Annotated in this window: 17 protein-coding genes; 4 read left to right on the forward strand and 13 right to left on the reverse strand. The window is 69.0% G+C overall.

The window, feature by feature from the left end; translation table 11 throughout:
• Positions 1–238 precede the first annotated feature (238 nt).
• Entirely contained in the window at positions 239–1,360 is a 1,122-nt protein-coding gene (locus KL771_RS12415; protein WP_261968865.1) for a BMP family ABC transporter substrate-binding protein, read from the reverse strand.
• A 279-nt stretch (positions 1,361–1,639) separates the two neighbouring features.
• Entirely contained in the window at positions 1,640–2,590 is a 951-nt protein-coding gene (locus KL771_RS12420; RefSeq protein ID WP_261968866.1) for an isopenicillin N synthase family dioxygenase, read from the reverse strand.
• A gap of 241 nt (positions 2,591–2,831) precedes the next feature.
• Between KL771_RS12420 and KL771_RS12425 the strand changes: the two genes are divergently transcribed.
• Entirely contained in the window at positions 2,832–3,560 is a 729-nt protein-coding gene (locus KL771_RS12425; RefSeq protein ID WP_261968867.1) for a GntR family transcriptional regulator, read from the forward strand.
• A 105-nt stretch (positions 3,561–3,665) separates the two neighbouring features.
• On the opposite strand, the gene atzF is transcribed toward KL771_RS12425, so the two are convergent.
• The 5 genes from atzF to KL771_RS12450 form a co-directional block, all read right to left on the reverse strand.
• Positions 3,666–5,477, reverse strand: a complete 1,812-nt coding sequence (atzF, locus tag KL771_RS12430; protein ID WP_261968868.1) for an allophanate hydrolase — start codon at positions 5,475–5,477, stop codon at positions 3,666–3,668.
• Between the two features lie 299 nt (positions 5,478–5,776).
• A complete protein-coding gene (locus KL771_RS12435; protein ID WP_261968869.1) occupies positions 5,777–6,109 on the reverse strand; it encodes a DUF1636 domain-containing protein in 333 nt (110 codons plus the stop codon).
• Positions 6,106–7,236, reverse strand: a complete 1,131-nt coding sequence (locus KL771_RS12440; RefSeq protein ID WP_261968870.1) for a hypothetical protein — start codon at positions 7,234–7,236, stop codon at positions 6,106–6,108. Before KL771_RS12440 ends, KL771_RS12435 begins: the two co-directional genes overlap by 4 nt.
• Before the next feature lie 445 nt (positions 7,237–7,681).
• Positions 7,682–8,194 (reverse strand): GAF domain-containing protein, encoded by a 513-nt coding sequence (locus KL771_RS12445; RefSeq protein WP_261968871.1) that lies wholly within the window; start codon positions 8,192–8,194, stop codon positions 7,682–7,684.
• 237 nt (positions 8,195–8,431) lie between these two features.
• Positions 8,432–9,136, reverse strand: a complete 705-nt coding sequence (locus KL771_RS12450; RefSeq protein WP_261968872.1) for an SDR family oxidoreductase — start codon at positions 9,134–9,136, stop codon at positions 8,432–8,434.
• Between KL771_RS12450 and KL771_RS12455 the strand changes: the two genes are divergently transcribed.
• Positions 9,123–9,662, forward strand: a complete 540-nt coding sequence (locus KL771_RS12455; RefSeq protein ID WP_261968873.1) for a helix-turn-helix domain-containing protein — start codon at positions 9,123–9,125, stop codon at positions 9,660–9,662. The genes KL771_RS12450 and KL771_RS12455 overlap by 14 nt on opposite strands.
• Positions 9,652–11,748, forward strand: coding sequence for a VIT domain-containing protein (locus tag KL771_RS12460; protein ID WP_261968874.1), 2,097 nt, complete (start codon positions 9,652–9,654; stop codon positions 11,746–11,748). The genes KL771_RS12455 and KL771_RS12460 overlap by 11 nt, the downstream gene beginning before the upstream one ends.
• 67 nt (positions 11,749–11,815) lie before the next feature.
• Here KL771_RS12460 and KL771_RS12465 read toward each other — a convergent pair whose 3' ends face one another.
• Both KL771_RS12465 and KL771_RS12470 read right to left on the reverse strand, forming a co-directional pair.
• A complete protein-coding gene (locus tag KL771_RS12465; protein ID WP_261968875.1) occupies positions 11,816–12,316 on the reverse strand; it encodes a hypothetical protein in 501 nt (166 codons plus the stop codon).
• A 146-nt stretch (positions 12,317–12,462) separates the two neighbouring features.
• On the reverse strand, positions 12,463–13,083 hold the full coding sequence (locus KL771_RS12470) for a transglutaminase-like cysteine peptidase (protein WP_261968876.1): 621 nt from the start codon (positions 13,081–13,083) through the stop codon (positions 12,463–12,465).
• Positions 13,084–13,301: 218 nt separating this feature from the next.
• Here KL771_RS12470 and KL771_RS12475 point away from each other — a divergent pair, with 218 nt between their 5' ends.
• Positions 13,302–13,730, forward strand: a complete 429-nt coding sequence (locus KL771_RS12475) for a GtrA family protein (RefSeq protein WP_261968877.1) — start codon at positions 13,302–13,304, stop codon at positions 13,728–13,730.
• 9 nt (positions 13,731–13,739) lie between these two features.
• Here the strand turns inward: KL771_RS12475 and KL771_RS12480 are convergent, their stop codons facing one another.
• The 4 genes from KL771_RS12480 to KL771_RS12495 form a co-directional block, all read right to left on the reverse strand.
• The gene (locus KL771_RS12480; RefSeq protein ID WP_261968878.1) at positions 13,740–18,419 is read right to left on the reverse strand and encodes a hypothetical protein; all 4,680 of its coding nucleotides are present in this window, start codon (positions 18,417–18,419) and stop codon (positions 13,740–13,742) included.
• A 29-nt stretch (positions 18,420–18,448) separates the two neighbouring features.
• Entirely contained in the window at positions 18,449–18,895 is a 447-nt protein-coding gene (locus KL771_RS12485; RefSeq protein WP_261968879.1) for a type III secretion system chaperone, read from the reverse strand.
• Between the two features lie 312 nt (positions 18,896–19,207).
• The gene (locus KL771_RS12490; RefSeq protein WP_261968880.1) at positions 19,208–19,519 is read right to left on the reverse strand and encodes a hypothetical protein; all 312 of its coding nucleotides are present in this window, start codon (positions 19,517–19,519) and stop codon (positions 19,208–19,210) included.
• Between the two features lie 200 nt (positions 19,520–19,719).
• A complete protein-coding gene (locus KL771_RS12495; protein WP_261968881.1) occupies positions 19,720–20,160 on the reverse strand; it encodes a hypothetical protein in 441 nt (146 codons plus the stop codon).
• Positions 20,161–20,188: the final 28 nt, after the last annotated feature.

Below are 20,188 nucleotides of genomic sequence, written 5' to 3' on the forward strand. Positions count from 1 at the left end.
TCTCCCTCGTTCCCGCGGATGCCGGCCCGAAACGCACCGTTCCGGAAACCGCATTGCCGCCGCCTTGGCGCCGCACGCGACCCGACCGGATGGTCCGGACCGACGGCGCGGGCGGCGCGAAGATGCAATCACCGGCGCTTCGAGACGCGAAGCGCCGGGCCTTCCCATCGCGTCCGGCGGACCGGATGAACCGATCCGGGACGCGGAGGCGGCCGCACCCGGCCGCGCAGCGGTCGAATCAGGTCAGCGAGCCGACGATGCCTTCGACCAGATAGTTCGTCGTTTCCAGGAAGTTGTCGTAATTGTCGATGGTCTTGCCGGCGGCGACCACTTCCTTGCCCTTGTTGTCCTTGATCGGACCGGTGACATAGGGCTTGTTCGCCTTCAGATCCGCGATGGCCGCCGTGGCCGCCGCCTTGGCCGCATCGGTCGCGCCGGCGCCGAAGGCGGTGTTCTGGACATAGCCCTTGTCGTAGCCGCCGCGCTCGAAGTTCGGCAGCTTCTGGCCCTTAGCAAGAAGGTCGGCGAAGTTCTTGTAGATCGTCTCCCACTTGTACTCGGCGCCGGTGATGAAGCCCTTCGGCGCCAGCGAGGCCTGGGAGGCATTGTGGCCGCAGCACTTGATGCCGCGCTTCTCGGCGGTCTCGATCACCACCTTCGGGCTGTCGACATGGCAGGTCAGCACATCGCAGCCGGCGTCCGCCAGCGCGTTGGCAGCCTCGGCCTCGCGGACCGGCAGGGCCCAGTCGCCGGTGAAGATCAGCTGGATGGTGGCGTTCGGGTTCACCTTGCGCACGCCGAGCGCGAAGGCGTTGATGTTGGTCAGCACCGAGGAGATCGGCTTGGCGGCGATGAAGCCGAGCTTGTTGGTCTTGGTCGAGAGACCCGCGGCGATGCCGTCGACATAATGCGCCTGGTGCAGATAGGCGTAGTAGGAGCCGGCATTCTTCGGATGCTTGTCGGCCTGCCACAGGCCGATGGCATGGCGGAACTCGACATCCGGGAACTTCTTCGCCATCTCGATCATGTGCGGATCGAAATAGCCGAAAGAAGTGGCGAAGATCAGCTTCGCACCGTCCAGCTTGATCATCGATTCCATCGTTTTCTGCACGGCGATGGTCTCGGGGACGTTCTCCTCCTCGACCACCGTGATGCCCGGCACGGCCTTCAGGGCCTTGGCGGCCACCGCATGGGCCTGATTCCAGCCGAAGTCGTCGCGCGGACCGACATAGATGATGCCCATGGTGAGCCCCGCCGCCGCGGCAGGGCCGATCGCACCGAGTCCGGGCGCAACGCCGAGCGCCGCACCGGCAGCCGCCGTCTTCAGAAGGCGGCGGCGGGAAATCAGAATGTCCGACATGAAAGGCTCCCCTTCGACCGGTCACGCTCAGATTGCATGCAATCTCGCGCCGTTCCGCGGATGGGTCTCGCAATGCCCGTGCCAACCCCGCGCCTTCGGATGGATCTGCGACACGAGGCGACGGAATGTCCGGATCGCCGCCGTCCCGCGCGCGCGCCCCGGGCCGTGGCACGCCCCGGCGCTTCGCGATATGTGGACGGGATTGTATGCACATGCGATGTTTGCAGGCATTATGCCTTCAAACTAGGCAAATTCAGCCCCTCTCGTCCGACGGTCCCGTCACCCGTCCGTGCCGCCGCGGCGATGCGCGTAGGTTGCGTCGAGACGGCCTGCCAGATAGTCGGCGGCCGCGACCGGCGGATGGTTCGGCTGCGCGCCGGGGGCGACCGTGCCGGGCAGTGCGGCCACGAGGGCATCCGGGTTGGGATCGAGAAAATAGGCGATCGAGAAACGCTCGCGCCCGCTCGCATTGACCACGCGATGCGGCGTCGAGACATAGACGTCGTTGGTCCAGCGCATCAGGCAGTCGCCGATATTGACCACATAGGCGCCGGGAACGACCGGCGCCTCGATCCAGACCCCGTCCCGCCGCCGGACCTGCAGGCCGCCGACGTCGTCGGTCATCAGAAGCGTGATGTTGCCGTAGTCGGTATGTTCGCCGGCGCCGATCTGCCCGGGCTCGGCCTCGACCGGCTGCGGGGGATAGTGCAGCAGGCGCAGGGTCGACATCGGCCGGTCGATCAGGAATTCGAAATGATCCGGCGGGAGCCCGAGATCGCAGGCGAAGGCACGATGCAGCCATGCGCCCAACGCCTGGGTTTCGTCGAAATAGGCCAGTAGGGTTGCGCGGAAGGCCGGATTGGCCGGCCAGCCGTTGAGACCACGAAAGGGAACACCGGCCTGCAGGTCCGGGTGATCTGCGGCAAGTTCGAGACCGACGTTGAAGGCCTCCTTCAGGTCGGCGGGGCGGGCCGGATCGAGCGCCTCGCTCTTCAGGGCCGCATAGCCGCGGTTGTTGCCGACCCGCTCGATCGCCACGCGCGCCTTTTCGGTCGGATCGAGTGCAAAGAACCAGCGGGCGCGCGCAAAGGTTTCGTCGATCAAAGCCTGTGGGACGCCATGGCCGATAACATAGAAGAAGCCGATCTCACGGCATGCCGCCCCGATCAGCGCCGCCAGGCGCGGCAGGTCGCGGCCGGAGAGATCGATGACGGGAAGCTGATCGGACATGCGGGTCGTGCTCCTCGAACTGCGGGCATCGGATGCCTTGGGCCGGCAATCCGCACAGCAAATAGACTGCACATATTTTCACCAGACAAGGCCTTGGAACCATTCGAATCGTGGCAGATTGTCGGAATCCTGGGGTTGGCATCGGCCTTGCCACTCGCTACCACGCGATAAATAGTCCTATCCTCGCGTTCGATGTGTGCTCGGGCGGCGAACAATAGATGGAAGTGATCGGAGAATGTCGATGAAGGCGCCCATAACGGCGATCTCAGGCAAGAGCAGACCGAATCTCCGCGTGATCGAGGCCGGCACCCCGACGCGAACGGTGGATTCGAGCCTGACGCGCGCCGAACGACTGCGTGCGGAGCTCGCCGACGATATCGTCTGCGGCCGACTGGCACCGGGCACCGCGCTCGACGAGACGACGCTCGCCAATCGATTCGGCGTGTCGCGGACGCCGGTCCGCGAAGCCCTGCGCGAACTGGCCGCGGCCGGGCTGGTGGTGCATCGCGCCCATCGCGGAGCGGTCGTCACAGCGCTCACCGAGGAGCGGCTGCGCGAGATGTTCTCCGTCATGACCGAACTGGAGGCACTCGCGGCGGCCGGCTGCGCAAGTTCCATGTCGCCCTCCGAACGGCAGCAACTGGTCGACATCCACGACGACGCCGAGAATCTGGTCCGCGCCGGCGATCTGGCGGCCTATGCCGAAGCCAACGATCGGTTTCACGACTGCCTCTATGCCGGCAGCCACAATTCCTTCCTGGCCGAGACCCTTCTGTCGGTGCGCCGGCGCGTGTCCGCCTTCCGCCGCGCCCAGTTCCGCAGTCTCGGCCGGCTGAAGCTCAGCCATGAGGAGCACGACCGCGTCGTGCAGGCGGTCCTGAGAGGCGACCGCGATGCGGCGGCGCGCGAGATGCGCAGCCATCTCGAGACGGTGCGCGATTCCTTCCTCGTCTTCCACGACGGCCTCTGACCGAAGGCCTCCGACCTCAAGGCCGGGCTGAACCGGCCGGGCCGAGTCCCGGGCGATCCAGCCCGGGACTTCCATGTCTCGTCCGCCCCGCGCCGGAACCGCCGGTCAGCGCGCCAGATGGGCGCGCCAGCCCCCAATGCCCGAAATGTCGAGAGCGCCCTCCAGCCCCTCGCGCTCGCACAGGAAGCCCTTCACGGTCGCGCCGTCCTCGAGCCGGACGGTGCCGATGCACAGCGGCTCGGGGATCAGCGGCAGGAGCGAGCCGAGCCCTTCCGGCGGCAGGGCCCAGACCTCGCCCGGAATGGCGAAACCCGCACCGTCGCCCACCCTGACCAGCCCCGGACGTTCCGGCGGTCCGCCGGCCAGCGCGTGCAGCCGGTACGAGCGCTCGGTGCGCACCGCGGCGACGAAGCTGCCGCCGCGGCTGACGAGTTCGCCGTTGAGCGGCAGGCCGGACATGTGCGCCCCGACCACCAGAAGCGGTACCGTGCCGTCCGGCGCCATCGGAGCAAGCGGCGCCGGGACGGGCCTCGGCAGGCCGGTCGCGCCGAGCGGCAGACCGCTCTCGCCCTCGACCCGCCGTCCGATCGAGGCGAGCCAGGCGTCGCGCCCGCCCGGTGCCACGAAGGTCAGGCCGGACGGACGCCCGTCCGAACGCAACCGCTCGGGCACGGCCAAGGCCGAGAGGCCGAACAGGTTGACGAAATTGGTATAGGTGCCGAGCGCCGAATTGGTCGCGATCGGATCGGCGGTCACTTCCGCGACCGTCCAGGCGCGGGTGACGGTCGGCATGACGAGCGCGTCGACGCGGCCCCAGACGGCTTCGCTCTGACGGCGCAGGTCGGCGAGGCGATAGGAGGCCTTGAAGGCCTCGACGGCGCTGCGCCCGCAGGCCGGCTCGATGATCGCCCGGGTGACCGGGTGCAGCGCGTCCGGCTTCGCGGTGATGAAGGCCTCGATCGCCGCGTAGCGCTCGGCCACCCACGGCCCCTCGTAGAGCAGGCGCGCGGCGGCCAGGAACGGCTCGAAATCGACCTCGATCAGATCCCATCCCCGCGCCGCCAGCCCGTCGAGCGCCGCCACGAAGGCCGCCTCCCCGGCCGTGTCGCCGAAGAAGTGGCGATGCGCCGGCCCGGGCATGCCGATCCGCACCCGCGCCGGCGTCGCTCCCGGCGTTCCGATCGGGATCGGTCGCGAGAAGGCATCGGCCGGATCATAGCCGCCCATCACCGTCAGGACCGCCCAGGCATCGTCGACGGTCAGGCCGAAGATCGAGACGCAATCGAGCGACCGGCAGGCCGGCACGACGCCCTGGGTCGAGGTCAGACCGGGCGTCGGCTTCAGGCCGACCAGATTGTTGAGGCCGGCCGGCACGCGGCCGGACCCGGCCGTGTCGGTGCCGAGCGAAAAGGATGCGATGCCGGCGGAGACCGCCGTCGCCGAACCGGACGAGGAGCCGCCCGGGATGAGGACCGGATCGAAGGCGTTGCGCGGCACGCCATAGGGCGAGCGGACGCCGACGAGGCCGGTCGCGAACTGGTCGAGATTGACCTTGCCGAGCATGATCGCGCCGGCCGCTTCCAGCCGGGCGACCACCGTCGCCGAGGCCTCCGGGACATAGGCGAAGTCCGGACAGGCGGCCGTGGTCGGCAGCCCGGCGACATCGATATTGTCCTTGACCACGAAGGGGATGCCGAAGAGCGGCAGCCCGGCCCGCGCGTCGGCCGGAAGCGCGGCCAGAGCCGCCGCCCGGGCCGTCAGCGCGGCGCCGGTCGGCCGCGCCAGGAACAGGGCCGGATCAGCATGGGTGGCGATCCGCGCCTCGACGGCGGCCAGCAGATCCTTCGGGTCAAGCCCTTCCGAATAGGCCGTCGCGAGCGACGCGATATCGAAACTGGCAGGCACGGCCTTCGGCATTCATTCTGTCTCCCTGTGCGGCGTCCCTTGGGGACGGAACCGCGCCTCGGCCGCGCCGATCCGATCGGCGCGGGCTCTGCGGTTTAGCAATCCGCATGCCATGGCCTGTCACTCGTATACAATTCCTCCGGTGGCCGCGCGAGCCACTTTGCCCAGATTCCCTAGAGCCTGTCCCGTCTGGATCGAAGCGATCCAGACGAAAAGGACTGGCTCAAGGTGTTGATGCTGGAGCATTTCCTTATGGATCGGATGATTCCATCCGATCCGGAAATGCTCTAGTGGTTCGATCGGGACGCCCGTCAGCGGGCATGCGGACCGAGCCGCGCGACCAGGTCCGGCGGCAAGTGACCGTCGCGATCGGCCGCATAGGCGCGTGCGGCATCGATCAGGGCATCGGCCATCGCGGGAGACAGATTGGTGAAGCGCCGCAACGGCTTGCCGCGTGCCTTGAGGGCCGCGTTGCAGGGCCGCGGGCAGCCGTCGAGACAATCGACGCGGGTGACCGACAGGTCTTCGCCCCGATCCGCGGCGCGGACCACCACCGCATCGGCAAGCGCCGCACCCCGCGTCGTCGACGGAACGGGATCGGCGGTGCGGTCGCAGGTGACGCAGACGATCAGGCGCGCCGTCATGGAACGGCCGGCTCGGGACCGGAGGCTCCGACCGGCAGGCGCCGGCGGCGGCGCGGCGGCGTCACCCGCGCCAGCCAGCGCCCGAAGGCCGCCGCCGCACTGGCCACCGACCAGACCCAGCCGAGTGCGGCGAACAGCCAACCGAAGATGTGGGCGAGGCTCTTGGAGAGCAGAATCGCGCCACGCCCGCACAGTTTCATGACCGCCCGGGTCCCCGTCCCGTAGACCTCGGACAGGCGGGCGAAGCGCGCGATCTCGGGGCCGGACCGCGCCGAGGCGAGCACGTCGTCGACGGCGCGGTAGCCGGCGCGTCGATAGAGCTTGGCGGCATCCTCGCCCATGGCGGCCAGCGGCGCGAGCCGCTCGGTGCGCACCGCGGCGAGGGCGGCGGAGCGTGCCTCGGACAGTTCGAACTTGCCGACCGAGGCCAGGGCCCGCTTCAGCCCCGGCATGTCGACCGCAGTGCGCAGGAGCCCGCCGACCGATGCGGCGAGCGGCGCGGACAGCCGGCCGGCCTTGCGGGCCGTCTTGACGAGGGTCAGCCCGGCCCGGACCGGTGCCGGCGTGCCGGCCATGGCCCAGGTGGCGCCGGTGACGGCGAGGCCGACGGCCGACAGTCCGACCAGAATCTCGTCGACGGCCTCGCCGCGGGCAGCATGCCAGCCTTCGCGAATGAGATCGCGCACGTCGCCGATGCCGACCACATCCGCCGTGAAGGCCCCTGCCATGCCGGACAGCCCCTCGCCGTCGCCGATGAAGGCGCCACGCGCGAAAGCCTTGGTGCTTTCCCAGGTCTGCCCGTCCTCGAGCGCCTTGACGGCGGCCTTGCGCGCCGGGGCGACCGGCACGCGTTCGGCCTCGGCCAGGGCCAGGAAACTCTGCGCAAGGTCGAGATCGCGCTGCGCCACGGCCGCATCGATCTCCTCACCGATCCGCGCCTCGCTGACCCGTTCGGCCAGTTCGAGACGCGCGAGCGCGGCGGGATCCTCGGAGGCGGCCCACCAGGTCCAGGCGGTATGGGCGGCCGGCAGCACCACGCGCCCGGCCTGCCACAGCCCCGCCAGCACCGAAACCATGACGAGGACGGTCCAGAGCCTCCGGACCCGGTGCAGAACCGCCCAACCCATGCCGTGCCGCCGTACCCTTTCGCCGACCGGCCGCCGCCGACGGGCGGGAGTCCGAAGCCGATCCGGCCCATGATATGGGAAGAGATTGCGGCGACGTGGCGGCCTTTGTCGAGCCTGTCACCGGCCCATCCCGGGCTGGGCCGCCGACCGACGCCCGGGGAGCGCGGGCACCCGCGGCGCGCGGGCGCAGCGCCGATGGCGCCCGGCCGGTATCGACGCCATGCGACGGCCCCCACGCCGGCGGTCGGACCCGCAGCCCACGCCGTGCGACCCGGCCGCTACCGTCGAAGGGCAGCCTGCTCCGGTTCGCGGGATGCAGGAGAGGCTTCCGAACCGATCGAACCGCCGGCACATCGTCCGCCCTGAAGAGACCGGGCGTAGCCTGCCTCTCTCTGCTTCGAGGGATTTATCCGATCCGCCCGGGGGGCTCCGATCGGATCTGGCGCTAGTCGATCAGGACGCGATTCGGGCGGTTCACGGCATCGCAGAACCAAATTTCCGTGGCGGCGCGCTCGGCGAGGCGCTGCAGGTAGGAAATCTCGCGCGCAGAGAAATCGCGCGGCACGGTGTCGAGCAGGCAGAGGGCGCCGATCGGATGCTGGCCGTTGTGGCGGATCGGCGCGGCGGCGATCGAGCGCAGGCCATACCGGCAGGTCAGGATGTTGCCCGCAAATCGGGCATCCAATCGGAGGTCGGCGACGACCAGGGCGGATTCCTCGACGATCACATGGCTGCACAATGCCTGTGTGCGCGGCAGCAGCGGCAGGTCGCGGCCGGCCGTGGCGAGCCCGATGACCTCGTTCTCCTCGACCAGTGTGATGAGGACCGTCGAAACCTTGAAATCTCTCAACGCCCGTCTGCAGATAGCCTGCAGGGCCGGTGCGGAGTTGCGAGCAACGAGTCCGAGATCGCGGACGATCTCCAAACGCTCGGCTTCATTGATCGGGACCGGATGCACTGTCGGAAAGCTCCAGTTGGAGGAGCATCTTGGCCCGAAGGAACTAACAAATCGTTTTAGAAGACGATCGATTCAAGTATTGAGATTCACATGCAAAATATTGATGCAATCAAAACGCGAAATCGATAGATTGCCGGAGGTTGCACTTGACGATCGTTCGCGTACATTCAACTTGACGTCAAATGCTTGCAGATTAAGAATTTTCGACCATTGATTGCCGACCTTGAACCTCCGGAGTCAGAGCGACCGCATCAGCCCGCCGTCGACCTTCAGATTTTGACCGGTGATGTAGCCGCCGCCGTCGGACAGCAGGAACGCCACCGTGGCGGCGATCTCGTCGCTGGTGCCGTAGCGCCGCATCGGCACGGCGGCGCGGCGTTCCTCGGTTGCCGGCAGGCTGTCGATCCAGCCGGGCAGGACGTTGTTGATGCGGATGTTGTCGGCCGCATAGCTGTCGGCGACCAGCTTGGTGTAGGCGGCGAGGCCGGCGCGGAACACCGCCGAGGTGGGGAACATCGGCGACGGTTCGAACGCCCAGGCGGTCGAGATGTTGACGATGGCGCCGCCCTTCTGCGCCTGCATGATCGGAATCACCAGCCGGACCGGGCGGATGACGTTCATCAGATAGACGTCCATGCCGCGATGCCAGTCGGCGTCGCTGATCTCCAGCACCGGCCCGCGCGGCCCGTGGCCGGCACTGTTGACGAGCGCGTCGATGCGGCCCCACGCGGCCATGGCGGCGTCGACCAGCCGCTTCAGGTCGTCGTTCGACTGGTTCGAACCGGTCACGCCGATGCCGCCGAGTTCGGCGGCCAGAGCCTCGCCCTTGCCGGACGACGACAGGATCGCGACCCGGTAGCCGTCCGCCGCCAGCCGCCGGGCCGCCGCCGCGCCCATGCCGCTGCCGCCCGCCGTGATCAGCGCCACCTTGCCGGTCGTCATCGTGCGTTCCCCCTCGATCGAAGCCGTTCGGCCCTGCCTCCATCGATCAGGAATCCGCCGCGCTGGCAAGGTGCGCGCGATCGGCGACATCTATTCGACAATATCCTTGTCGAAAGCAATTGACAGCGGCGACCCTTTCGACAAATGTCATGTCGATAGGAGCACCGACGTGAACATCCGCGAGCTCGCCGCCCTGACCGGGGTCGCCGAACGCCAGATCCGCTACATGATCGCCGAAGGCTTCGTGCCGGCGCCGCGCGGCGGACGGGCACGGGCGGACTACGGCGACGACCATGTCGCGGCGATCCGACGCTATGGCGAATTGCGCGCCAGGGGCCTGCCGCCCGCGGCCATCAAGGTGCTTCTGAACGAGGGGGGCGCGGTTCCGTTTCCGGTCGCGCCGGGGCTGACCCTCATGGTGGAACCCCGCCTGATCGGCAGCGGCGAACCGGCCGAAGGGCTGGTGGCTCGCCTGGCCGAGGTGGTGCGGACGATCGTCGAAAAGGACCGCCGCGATGACGACTGATATCCTCGCAAGCCCCGATCCGCTCGGCCGCTGGAAAGCCGGCGCCCACATTCGCGGCAGCGACACGCCGGTGCCGCTGATTTCGACCCGCTACGACATCCGAATCCGCGGCGCCCTCGCCGAGATCGCCACGCGCCGCGTCTTCCGCAACGCCGAAGCCGGCAGCATCGAGGCGACCCTGACCTTCCCGGTGCCGGTCCAGGCGACGCTCTACGGACTGACCGCCACCATCGACGGCCGCCGGCTGGTCGCACAGGCGGCGGCCCGCGGCGCGGCGCGCGAGGTCTACGAGACGGCGATCGACCGCGGCCGCACCGCCGTCCTGCACGAGGAGGTCCTGCGCGGCATCCACATGCTGTCGATCGCCAACATCCCGCCCGGCGGCGAGGTTGCGGTCGAAGACCGCTGGGTCGTGGCGTTGACCACGCTCGGGCCGGCCACCGACCGGCTGACGCCGGATGGGTCGGTCGCCGTGCTGCGCATTCCGGTCACGGTCGGCGACCTCTACGGCCGCTCGCCCCTGCCCGATTCCGACGATTTGGTCGGAGGCGGCGCGCCGGCACGGGCGAGCATCTATGCGACCGCCGACACCGGCGCCCTCACGGTCAACGGCCTCCGCCCGGGTGCGGACGGCCTGGAGGTCCCGCTCGGCCGGCCGATCGACCTGCGCCTGGAAGGCTGGCGGCCGGCCGCCCTGTCCGCACCGTTCGGCGACGGCCGCGGTCTGCGGCTGACGCTCGCCCCTGCCCCCATCGCCGAGAACCGGCTCGACTGCGACCTGCTCCTCGACGAATCCGGCTCCATGGGCGAGCGCGATCCCGGCGGGCGCACCAAGCACGAGACCGCCGTCGCCGGTCTCAGGGACGCCGTCGGCCGGCTCCGGCCGGGCGACAGGCTGCGGCTCTGGCGCTTCGACGAGCGGCACGACTTCGTCGGCGCCGTCACCGATGCCACAAGCCTGGAGACGGCGCTGCGCGGCCTGACCGGGCCGCATGGCGGCACCGAGATCGGCGGCGCGCTGGCCGCGGTGGCGGACCGGCCGGAAAGCCGGACCGTGGTCATCGTCACCGACGGCAAGAGCTATGCGCTCGACGTGCAGGCCCTCGCCCAGACCGGCCGGCGCTTCACCGTGGTGCTGATCGGCGAGGACAGTCTCGAGGCCAATGTTGGCCATCTGGCCGCGCTCTCGGGCGGCGATCTCTTCGTCGGGGCGGCTGCCGATACCGGCCGTCTGCTCGCCGCTGCCGTCGCCTCGGCGCGCCAGCCGATCGCCCCGCCGGCCTCCGGCGGCGACCCGCTACGCGACGGGCTCGCCCTGACCCGGTCCGGCCTCACCATCACGGTCGATTTCCATCCCGGCCCCGAGGCCGGTGCGGAGGACGAGGCGGTCGCAGCCTTCGCGGCCGGCCTGATCCTGCCCCGCCTCGACGCCGCGGCTGCGACCGAACTCGCGCTCCGCCATCGGCTGGTCACGCATCTGACCAGCCTGGTCATGGTCGACGAGGCCGGCGCCGTCAGCGAGGAGCTGCCGGCCACCCGCAAGGTCGCGCTGCCGACGATGGACTTCGAGATGGCCGTTGCGATGGACGTTGCGATGTTTCGCACCTTCAGCCCGTCGATGGCCACGCCGGGTTCGCCGGCCCGCAGCCGGACGGCACCGACCAAGGTCATGCTCCCCGATCACGACGCGCCGGCCAGCGCCCCCTCCGGCGGGGCGGTCGACCCGGCCGAACCCGACGCGGCCGCGCGGGCGCCATCTCTGCTGCGCCGCCTGTTCCGGCGCCGGGGCGATGGCGACCTGAAGACCATCGCCGCGTCGATCCCCTGGCACGACATCACCGATCTCGCGGACCTGCCCGGGCGCCTGACACCCGAACAGGCCGCCGCGCTCGACCGGCTCGCCCGGCATCCGGCCGTGGTCGCGCTGGCGGCCCGGCTCGGCCGGCGGGTGGAGATCGTGGCGGCCGCCCTCCTCGCCGAACTGGCCCGACCGGGTGACCGCAACGCCGGCCGCCTGGCCAGGCGCGGGCTCGCCGGCTGCGTCAAGGCGGAGATCGCGGCCTTGTGGCAGGCGATCGCTCCCTGACACGGGCGCGCTGCCGGCGGGGCCCAGATGGGCGCCGCCGGCAGCGCACGGGTTCGCCCCGCCCCGCTCAGGCCTCGACGACCGCCGCCACGACGAAGCCGTCCGGCCCGGCAAGGGCGCCGAGGATCGGCCAGGCCGCCGCGGACAGCATGATCCAGTCGATCCGCTTGCCGATCCGGCCCGGCGGATCGGCCGCATCCTCGAGGTCGGGCGGGAGCAATTCGATCTCCTCATAGGGCCGGTCGGCATGAGCCCGGGCGATCTCGACCCCGTCCCGCTCGACCGCCAGCCGCACCCAGCCGGACGGCTCGGCCGTCACGCTGACGGTGATCACGGCTCCGTCCGACCCGAGGATGATGCGGACCTGGTCGCTGGCGAGCGGGTCCCGGAGGCTGACCTCGACGATGCGCCCCGCCGCCGGCCCGCTATCGATTCGCCACTGCGGATAGATCTCGGCCGCCATCGCCAGACGGGCGACGAGCGCCTCCGCCTGCGGTCCGGCCTCCGGCCCGGTCAGATCCCGACCGGTCGCGATATCGAAATGCGAGGGGCGGCCGGGCGACGACATGCAGCCTCCAAGCGACGGCCGGCCGCCGCAACCTCAACGCCGCGGCCGGTCCTGCCGGAACCGGCATAGACCTATCACCGCCGGACGACGCAGGCATGTCTGCCTTTCGACGTGCCGGTGACGGCCCGGCGTCGGCGCCGTCAGGCTCAGAGACTGCGCCAGAAACGGGGGTCCTCGGCGGCCTGGATCGACACCCACCGGATGTCGGTCGCCCGCCAGGGCCGGATCGCGTCGGACCGGTTGTCGAGCACGAGATCGCCGTCGCGGGTCTTCACGACCAGCACCGCATGGCCCTCGCCGTTCGGTACGCGTCCGACCGCCAGACGAAGCGCCGAGGCCGGCCATCCGGCCTGGATCAGCCGGTGCCGCTTGGTGATGGCGAAATCCTCGCAATCGCCGCTGGTCGGGGCAAGCGACCACTGGTCGACGATGCCCGGACCGGACCGGTCGTTGACCGGCAGGATCTCCCGGTTGACGGCCCGGTTGACGCCTTCCAGCACGGCCCGGCGCTGGTCGGTCAGGCCGATCCGGGTGACGCGGATCAGGCTCGGCTTGCGGCATTCCGACGGGCTGTTCAGGCAGAACATGACATGGCCCATCGGGGCGACCGCGTAGCTGCCTTCCTGGATGAAGCTGTGCCGCGCCTTTTTGAACTGGGTGGCCGAACCGCCGAGGCTGATGGCATGCGCCGGCAGGCTTGACAGCGTGACGGCGGCGGTAGCGACGGCGGCGACAGTGAGAGAGCAAACCAGAAAACGACGCATCATGAGCGCAAGTCCCCATTTCGTGGGGGTCGTTATACGCAAGACAATTCAATATCACGCTAGAACTGCAGGGTTAATTCGAGCGCCCGAATATACGATACCGTAACCATGATCGGGGCGACGCGGACCGGTCTTGCTGATCCGATCTTTACCTTCTCGTGCTGGACTGAGGCCGAAGCACAGGCCGCGGCCGGGATAGCCGGAAGTCGGGAGCATCGTCCGTGTCGTTCAGTCGCCTGGTGCTGCGCTACACCGCCTTTGCGGTGCTCGCCACTCTGGTCAACCTTGCCACCCAGCGCGGCATCCTGGCCTTCGGCACCGGGCCGGCGCTGTTCGCCGCCGCCCTGATCGCCGGCACCGGCACCGGGCTGGTGACGAAATACTGGCTCGACAAGCACTGGATCTTCTTCGACCGGGACCGCGGCCTCGCGGCGCATTCGCGCCAGTTCACGCTCTATACGGTGATGGGGCTGGCCACGACGGCGATCTTCTGGGGCCTGGAGACGGCCTTCTGGCTCGCCTGGCAGTCGGATGCCATGCGCGAGGCCGGCGGCGTGCTCGGCCTCGCGATCGGATATGTGGTCAAGTACAATCTCGACCGCCGCTTCGTCTTCACCGGCGCGCGCCACGTCCCGGCCCATGCCGGCTGAAGGCCCCGCTCACTTCGGCGGCGGCACCTGCAGGGTGACGCCGGTATGCTCCGCCTTGCCGTCCGAGAAGCTGTCCCATTTCAGCCAGCGGGCATTGAGGTTGGTGACCTCCTCCTTGCGCAGGCTGGTGGTGATCAGGCCGATCTTGGCCGGCACATAGTTGGCGTCGTCGTTGACGATCGCGCGCGCCTGACGCTCCAGGCGTTCGGCCATGCGCCCGTCGCCCTGCCGGCGCGACGCATTGGCGCGCACGATCAGTTCGTTCGCCTCCGCCAGCCGCTCCGCCTTGATGCTGTAGGTGACGGCGATGGAGTCGCGCGGCCCCATCAGCTTCATGAAGGCCTGGAAGTCGGAGCGGAACACCTCGTTGCCGGGCGCGTTCAGAATGCGCTGCATTTCCGGCGTGTCGACGGCGGCGAATGCCTGGATCAGACCCTGGCTGAGATTGGCCTGGCGGACCTTCTCGACCTTCTTGAAGGTGCCGTCGGGATCGGAAACCTGCTTCCACTTCGAGACGCAGGAGACCGAAGTCGAGACGCCGATCCCGACGAGATCGGTGTTCTGGACATTGTCGGTGATGTTGTAGAGCGGCTTGTCGTCCGAGGTGCCCTTGATGCCGTCGCTGCCCGACGACATGCCGAAATGCTGGTTGGCCCCCTGCTGGCCGCCGAGACCGGCAAGCGCGCCGGTGCCCATGTTGAGTGGATTGTAGAGCCGCGCATAGACCGACACGTTGGCTCCCGCCGTCAGCGTCACGTCGACCTCGCCCTTGCGGGTGATCTCGCGCTGGCTCTCGGTGGTCACGTCCTTGCGCCCGGTCGAGAGGCCGACCTGCGCCTGGGCCTGCATGCCGACGCCGAGCGTGTCGGAGACGCCGGACAGCTTCGGCCCCTTGCCGCCGACCTGGGCACGGCCGGTCACCTGCGCATTGGCGCCGATGCGGCCGCGCGTCTCGGAGGTGCCGCCGACATCGGTGGCGTCCTGCCAGTCCCAGAGGTCGATCTTGCCGCCGTCGACCATCTTGGCGACGAGATTGACCATCGCCTGGCAGCCTTCCGGGCTGTTGGCGAAGGAGATGCTGACGCCGGACAGGTAGCCGACGCTGCCTTCCACGCCGACCGAACCTTCCGCCGTCAGTTCGACGCCGGGCGCGACATCGAACTTCTTGCCGACGACCAGGTCGAGATTGCCGCGCCCTTCGCCGCCGGTGCGCAGATGCAGCTTGAAGCCGTCGCTGCCGCGCTCGATCTCGAACTGGCCGATATGGGCACCGGACAGTTTCGCCTTGATGCCGACCAGACCACTCGGCTCGACGGGAATCTTGCCGCTGTCGAGCGTGATGCGCTGGCCGGCGCGCAGGTCGAGCTTGTCGCCCTCCTGGAAGCTCGACAGCATCGAGATCAGGCTCGACTTGGTGCTCTCGTCCATCACCTTGCGATTGAGCAGACCGTCGGGCGTGAAGCCGTGGCCGATCGACTTCATCAGATCGACCATGCCGGCCTTGGAGAAGAAGGCCGGGTTCTCGACGCGGATCCGGTCGACGGTCTCGGGCGAGAGTTGGGCCTCCTGGAACCACTGGCGCATGTCGGACGCGCTCATGCGGCTGTAGAGGACGGAATCGATCTCCGGCGCGAAGGCGTCGAGGTCGAGCCCCCAGCCTTTCAGCCGCGTCTCGATCGACTTGCGGGCCGGATCGGTGCCGGGGTCGAAGGTCTCAGAGACGCCGTCCTTGACGGTGAGATCGGTCTTGGCATGGCTGAACCCGCCGGCCGCCCATTCCGAGAGAACGGCGGCGCGCACCATGTCGGTGACCCGCCCCATGACCTGAGGATGCGCCTGGCGCCGCTGCGCGACCAGATCGTCGAGCGCGCCGCCGCCGGTTTCGATCTCGCCGCCGTGCTTTTCGAGCAGGGACGGCCCGGTCTCGCGGATGAAGACGATCGCCTCGCAGACATCCTTCAACTTGGCGAGTTCGCCGATATCGGGACGTTCGCGCAGGCGCGCGGTCATCTTGGCCCAGCCGGACCGGTGCATCGAGCCGGTGTCGTAGCCGCGCAGATCGTCGAGCAGGCCGTTCATGCGCCGCTCGGCATCGCGGGCCGCCGGCAGGTCGCGGCGCTGAATCGCGGCGTCATACTCCTCCTTGATCTTCAGCGCGGCCAGGACGCTCTTGGCGCTGCGCAACCCGCGCGGATCGTTCGCGCTGACCTTGATGCCGCGCTGGTCGTCGGCATTGGCGTCCGTGATGATCTTGCGGCTCGCCTCGATCCGGTCCTCGACGCCGCGATAGTCCTGGTAGACCTCGACGATCGCATCCTCCAGGCCGCGATACTGGCGGCCCTGGTCGACGAGGCCGGTCCAGACCGGATCCTGCGGATCGCCGCCCGACAGATCGCGCCGGATCTGGCTTGCGACGTCCTTGAAGTGGCCGGAGACCGTCGGGTCGTCGAGCGACAGGCCGGAGCGACCGCCGGTGCGCTCGGTGCGGACCGGCATCAGATGGGCCTTGCGGTAGCGTGCATCCGCATCGCCGACCAGGATATCGAGCACTTCCGAGCCGAGCGCCCGGTTGCTCTCGGCCTGGTAGCCGTCGATCATGCCTTGGGTCAGTCCGCTCTTCAGGACGATGCGGGCGACATCGTTGATCGACTTCGTCACCTGATGGACATCGTCGACGCCGCCGACGCCCTGCCGGTTCATCTGGCCGACAAGCGTCTCGACCTCGGCCAGGTCGGTCGGCGTGACGCCGATCGCCCGCAGGTCCTCGTTGGAGATGCCGACATGAGCGAGCGGCGATCCCGGCTGCGGGTCGAGCGAGGCGAGATCGAGACCCGGATGCAGCCCGAGCGCATGGTGTTCGGCCTTCAGCGTCTGGGCTTCGAGATGGGCAATCCGGGCCATCAGGAAGGCGACATCGCGCCCGGAGGCCTCGTTGCCGAAGGATTTCAACGCCTTCAGAAGGGCCGCATCCTTGCGGATGCTGGACGGCGCGCCGTTGAAGACCCGCACCGAACCCTGCCCCCAAGTCCAGGGCTTGTACCAGCGCCGGCGATCGACGCTGAGCACGTCGGCCAGCCGGCGGTTGACCTCGCCGAGTTCGTGGCGGAGCTGCGCGGCCTTGCGGCCCTCGGCGGGCGCCTCGCGCAGGGCACGGCATTCGGACAGCGTGTGGGCGAGATCGCGGCGCAGCGGACGGAAATAGTCGAGCAGCTTGTCGCGGTCGGCCGGCTTCAGGTCCTCTTCCCGCAATTGCGCGAGATCGAGGATGTCTTTCGGCAGCGGCCCGTAGTCGCGCTCGAACCGCGCCGTGATGGTGGCGACGGACTGCCGGGCGCCGCGCTCTTCCTCGAAGGGCAGGCACGCCCTGTCGAAGGCGGCATCGTGACCCTGCAGGCCTTCGAAGGTCTCGCCGTCGCGGATCATGCCGGCCAGCGTCGACAACCCCTCGGCAGCCTTGCCGCGCCGGACCGGGTCGAGGCTGTCGCCGTTGTCGCGAATGTTCGGCAGGGCCGATGCGATGGAGCGCATCGCGCCGCCGAGCGGGAATTTGGGATCCTTGTCGAGGATCCGCCCGAAGCTGGCGACCGCATCGCGGGCGTCGAGCCGCATGCCGATCTCGGCGACCAGCCGGTCGATCTCGCCCCGCGCCTTGGCGGATGCCTCCTGGCCGTGCAGGTTGCCGAGCGCCTCGCCATAGCCGGAGAGCGCCTCGCGGAATTCCGCCAGCGTGAACGGCTCGCCGCCATCGGTCAGGACCGGCTCGCGGCCGGCGCCGAATTCGTCGATCATCCGGCCGACCTGCCGCACGGTCGCCTCGCTCACGCCCGGGCGGCCGATGCCGTGGCTGGCATTGTGCAGCGACCACAGCGCGGTCATCACGCCGCCCTTGGTCAGGGGGCCGTCCAGGTTCGCGCCCAGGCGCGGGAATTCGGCACCGATCTGGGTCGCGACGATCCGGTCGCGCAGCTTGAGAAGTTCGGCGACGGCGCCCTCCAGTCCGGCGATGTCGTCCTTGGCCTGCCGGATCGCCTCCGGGTCGATCGGATCGGTCGTTTCCAGCCGATGCAGATGATCGCGCGCCGTCGCCAGCGCCGTGCGCCGGTCGACCAGCAGGTCGCCGACGACCGCCTGCTGCTTTGCCGCATCGCCCTTCAACTTCAACTGGTCGCCGACCAGAGCCGTCTCCCGGGCCAGGCGCTCCTGCGGAGTCGTCAAGGTCTCGCGCGGAACGTCCTTCATCAGCAGGTTGCGGAAGCCCTCCTCAAGCGCCGTCGCCCCCTTGCGCAGATCGGCGAGCTTCTCGCCGAAGGTCTTGGCCGGAGCCTGCCCACCCTGCACTTGGCCACCCTGGACTTGGCCACCCTGCCCCTGGACAAGCGGCACCTGCCCGCCCTGCACGTTCCCGCCCTGGACGTTTCCGACTTGGACCTGGCCGCCGACCTGGGTCTTCTTGCGCTGGATCGCGCCGCCGGGATCGCCCTTGGCGAGGCGTCCGAGCAGCAGGGCACCGCGATGCCCCTTGCGGGTCAGGACATGGTCGCCCTTGTAGCGGTGTTGCGAGGCGACTTTCGGCTTGTCCGTAGTCTTGGCCCGCTTGAAGGCATGGACCGACCCCTGTTGGGTCTTGCCGCCGCCGAAAAGCGCGCGCAGGGAGAAGCCCGATTTGATGCTGAGATTGGTATCGACCACGGCTGCCCCCCGGCGCTCGAACGTGACGGTCAGATGCGCACGAAATGCTGCGCGATCTCGGTATCGAGCGTTCCGGACGCCGGGAGGGCGTCGCTGTGGCGCAAGGCGCCGATCGCCGTCGCAAAGGCTTCCAGAAAGGCGGTCAGCCGGGCGGTATCCAGCCCGTCGAGCGAAATGGCGCAGCACAGGCGCAGGGCATCGCCCTCCGGATCGAGCGCGAGCCAGGCGTTGGACAGCGGGTGCCCGAACAGATTGAGCCGCATCGCGGCTTCCAGATCGGCCGCGCGGTTCGGGCCGAGCCGACGGATGGCGGCCTGCAGGTAGACGAAGCTCGATCCTTCCGGGCTTTCGAGCGAGAAGCTCTCGTCGTCGAGAACCAGGGTCAGGACGCCGGACGGATCGGGCGACAGGTCTTCGCCGATTTCCGCCCCGAGATCGGCGAGCAGTTGGAGGAAGGCGTCGGACGACTGGTGCATCCCCGATGTCCCGCGACTGAAGGCGCAGCCCCGGACGATGCGCAAAGCGCCGCTCGCCCCGAAAGCCCGCCGCTTCGAGAACCGGGAGCAGCACGAATCCGTGCAGAAGATTCAAAGCCCGCCCCGGCAGCGACCTGCGGCGCAATCCGGGCCGGCCGCTGCGGGCAGGACCGGATTCGGCCACAGCCGGGCACGTTAGTGATCTTCCACAATGGCGATGTGACAGTCGGGCGCCGGGGACGGGAACAGCATCGTTGCCGGCGGCCGGGTTTGCCGACGGTCGCGACGGAGGGCGGCGGGGGACCGGTTCGTCTAGGGGCGAAGGCCGTGCGGCGTGCGGCGCGCCGTTTCGGGCAGCGCCCGCTTGCGCACCGGGTCGGCGGGCAGCGGGTCGGCGGGCAGCGGCCCGACCAGATCCATGGCGCCGATCAGCAGCGCGGCGGCAAAACCGATCTGCACGGCCAGAACGGACAGAATGGCGGAGCCCGGCGCCCAGCCCCAGACCAGGGCCGCGACCGCATGCAGCGCCAATGCCGCCAGCGAAAGCAGCGCAAGGGCGTTCACCCGGCAAAAGAGCCCGGACAGGAGGCCACTCAGGACTGCCACCGCGAGGAGGACGATCATGGACCGGTTCGCCTTCAGGACTTCGACGACGCTCAAGATAATGCGAAGCTATGAATAGCATATTTATGAATATCTACGCATTTCCTGAGTTCGTAGCCGGTGCCGTCCCGGATACAATTCTCTCGATCCGATTCATCAATTCTTGACTCTGCTGCGATCGGAGCTCAGTCGACGGTTTCGGCCGGCGCCGACGGTCCGCTTCAGATCGGGAGTTCGCGCCCCTCGAAAAGCGCGGCGGGCACCGCCAGCGTGGCCAGCCGCGGCTCGCCGATGTCGAAGGCGACCAGCTGCCACCAGAAGAGACGCTTGCGCCGCCCGTTGCGCATCGCCGTCCAGGGAATCAAGAGCGGCGGATGTCCGATCCGGAACAGCGGCAGGATGGCGATGTGGAGGCCTTCCGGTGTGACCGTGATGGTCAGGGTGTTGCGATAGTTGACCAGGCCCATCTGGCCGGATTGCATCGAGAAGCGGCGCCCGGACACCGGCGCCCGCGCCCGGTAGCGCTCAGCCACCCGTCCCCAGCCGCCGATCGCGGCGAGCAGCTTCGAAATGCCGGCGAACATGCCGACGAGAGCGAGCGGGAACAGGATGACCATCCCCAGGACCAGGGGGACGAGGCTCGAACCCGAAGCAGACGTCATGGTCGCAGACACTCCCGGCCGGTGGCGG

Origin of the sequence: Prosthecodimorpha staleyi, from assembly GCF_018729455.1 — a bacterium.
Classification (GTDB): Bacteria; Pseudomonadota; Alphaproteobacteria; order Rhizobiales; family Ancalomicrobiaceae; genus Prosthecodimorpha; species Prosthecodimorpha staleyi.

Bases quoted from the DNA above. Each gene is read 5' to 3' on its own strand.
- KL771_RS12435 (WP_261968869.1), bottom strand. From the start codon at position 6,109: ATGACGGCGCGCCTGATCGTCTGCGTCACCTGCGACCGCACCGCCGAT.
- KL771_RS12440 (WP_261968870.1), bottom strand. From the start codon at position 7,236: ATGGGTTGGGCGGTTCTGCACCGGGTCCGGAGGCTCTGGACCGTCCTC.
- KL771_RS12485 (WP_261968879.1), bottom strand. From the start codon at position 18,895: ATGCACCAGTCGTCCGACGCCTTCCTCCAACTGCTCGCCGATCTCGGG.
- atzF (WP_261968868.1), bottom strand. From the start codon at position 5,477: ATGCCGAAGGCCGTGCCTGCCAGTTTCGATATCGCGTCGCTCGCGACG.
- KL771_RS12470 (WP_261968876.1), bottom strand. From the start codon at position 13,083: ATGATGCGTCGTTTTCTGGTTTGCTCTCTCACTGTCGCCGCCGTCGCT.
- KL771_RS12465 (WP_261968875.1), bottom strand. From the start codon at position 12,316: ATGTCGTCGCCCGGCCGCCCCTCGCATTTCGATATCGCGACCGGTCGG.
- KL771_RS12450 (WP_261968872.1), bottom strand. From the start codon at position 9,136: ATGACGACCGGCAAGGTGGCGCTGATCACGGCGGGCGGCAGCGGCATG.
- KL771_RS12420 (WP_261968866.1), bottom strand. From the start codon at position 2,590: ATGTCCGATCAGCTTCCCGTCATCGATCTCTCCGGCCGCGACCTGCCG.
- KL771_RS12495 (WP_261968881.1), bottom strand. From the start codon at position 20,160: ATGACGTCTGCTTCGGGTTCGAGCCTCGTCCCCCTGGTCCTGGGGATG.
- KL771_RS12425 (WP_261968867.1), top strand. From the start codon at position 2,832: ATGAAGGCGCCCATAACGGCGATCTCAGGCAAGAGCAGACCGAATCTC.
- KL771_RS12460 (WP_261968874.1), top strand. From the start codon at position 9,652: ATGACGACTGATATCCTCGCAAGCCCCGATCCGCTCGGCCGCTGGAAA.
- KL771_RS12490 (WP_261968880.1), bottom strand. From the start codon at position 19,519: ATGATCGTCCTCCTCGCGGTGGCAGTCCTGAGTGGCCTCCTGTCCGGG.
- KL771_RS12415 (WP_261968865.1), bottom strand. From the start codon at position 1,360: ATGTCGGACATTCTGATTTCCCGCCGCCGCCTTCTGAAGACGGCGGCT.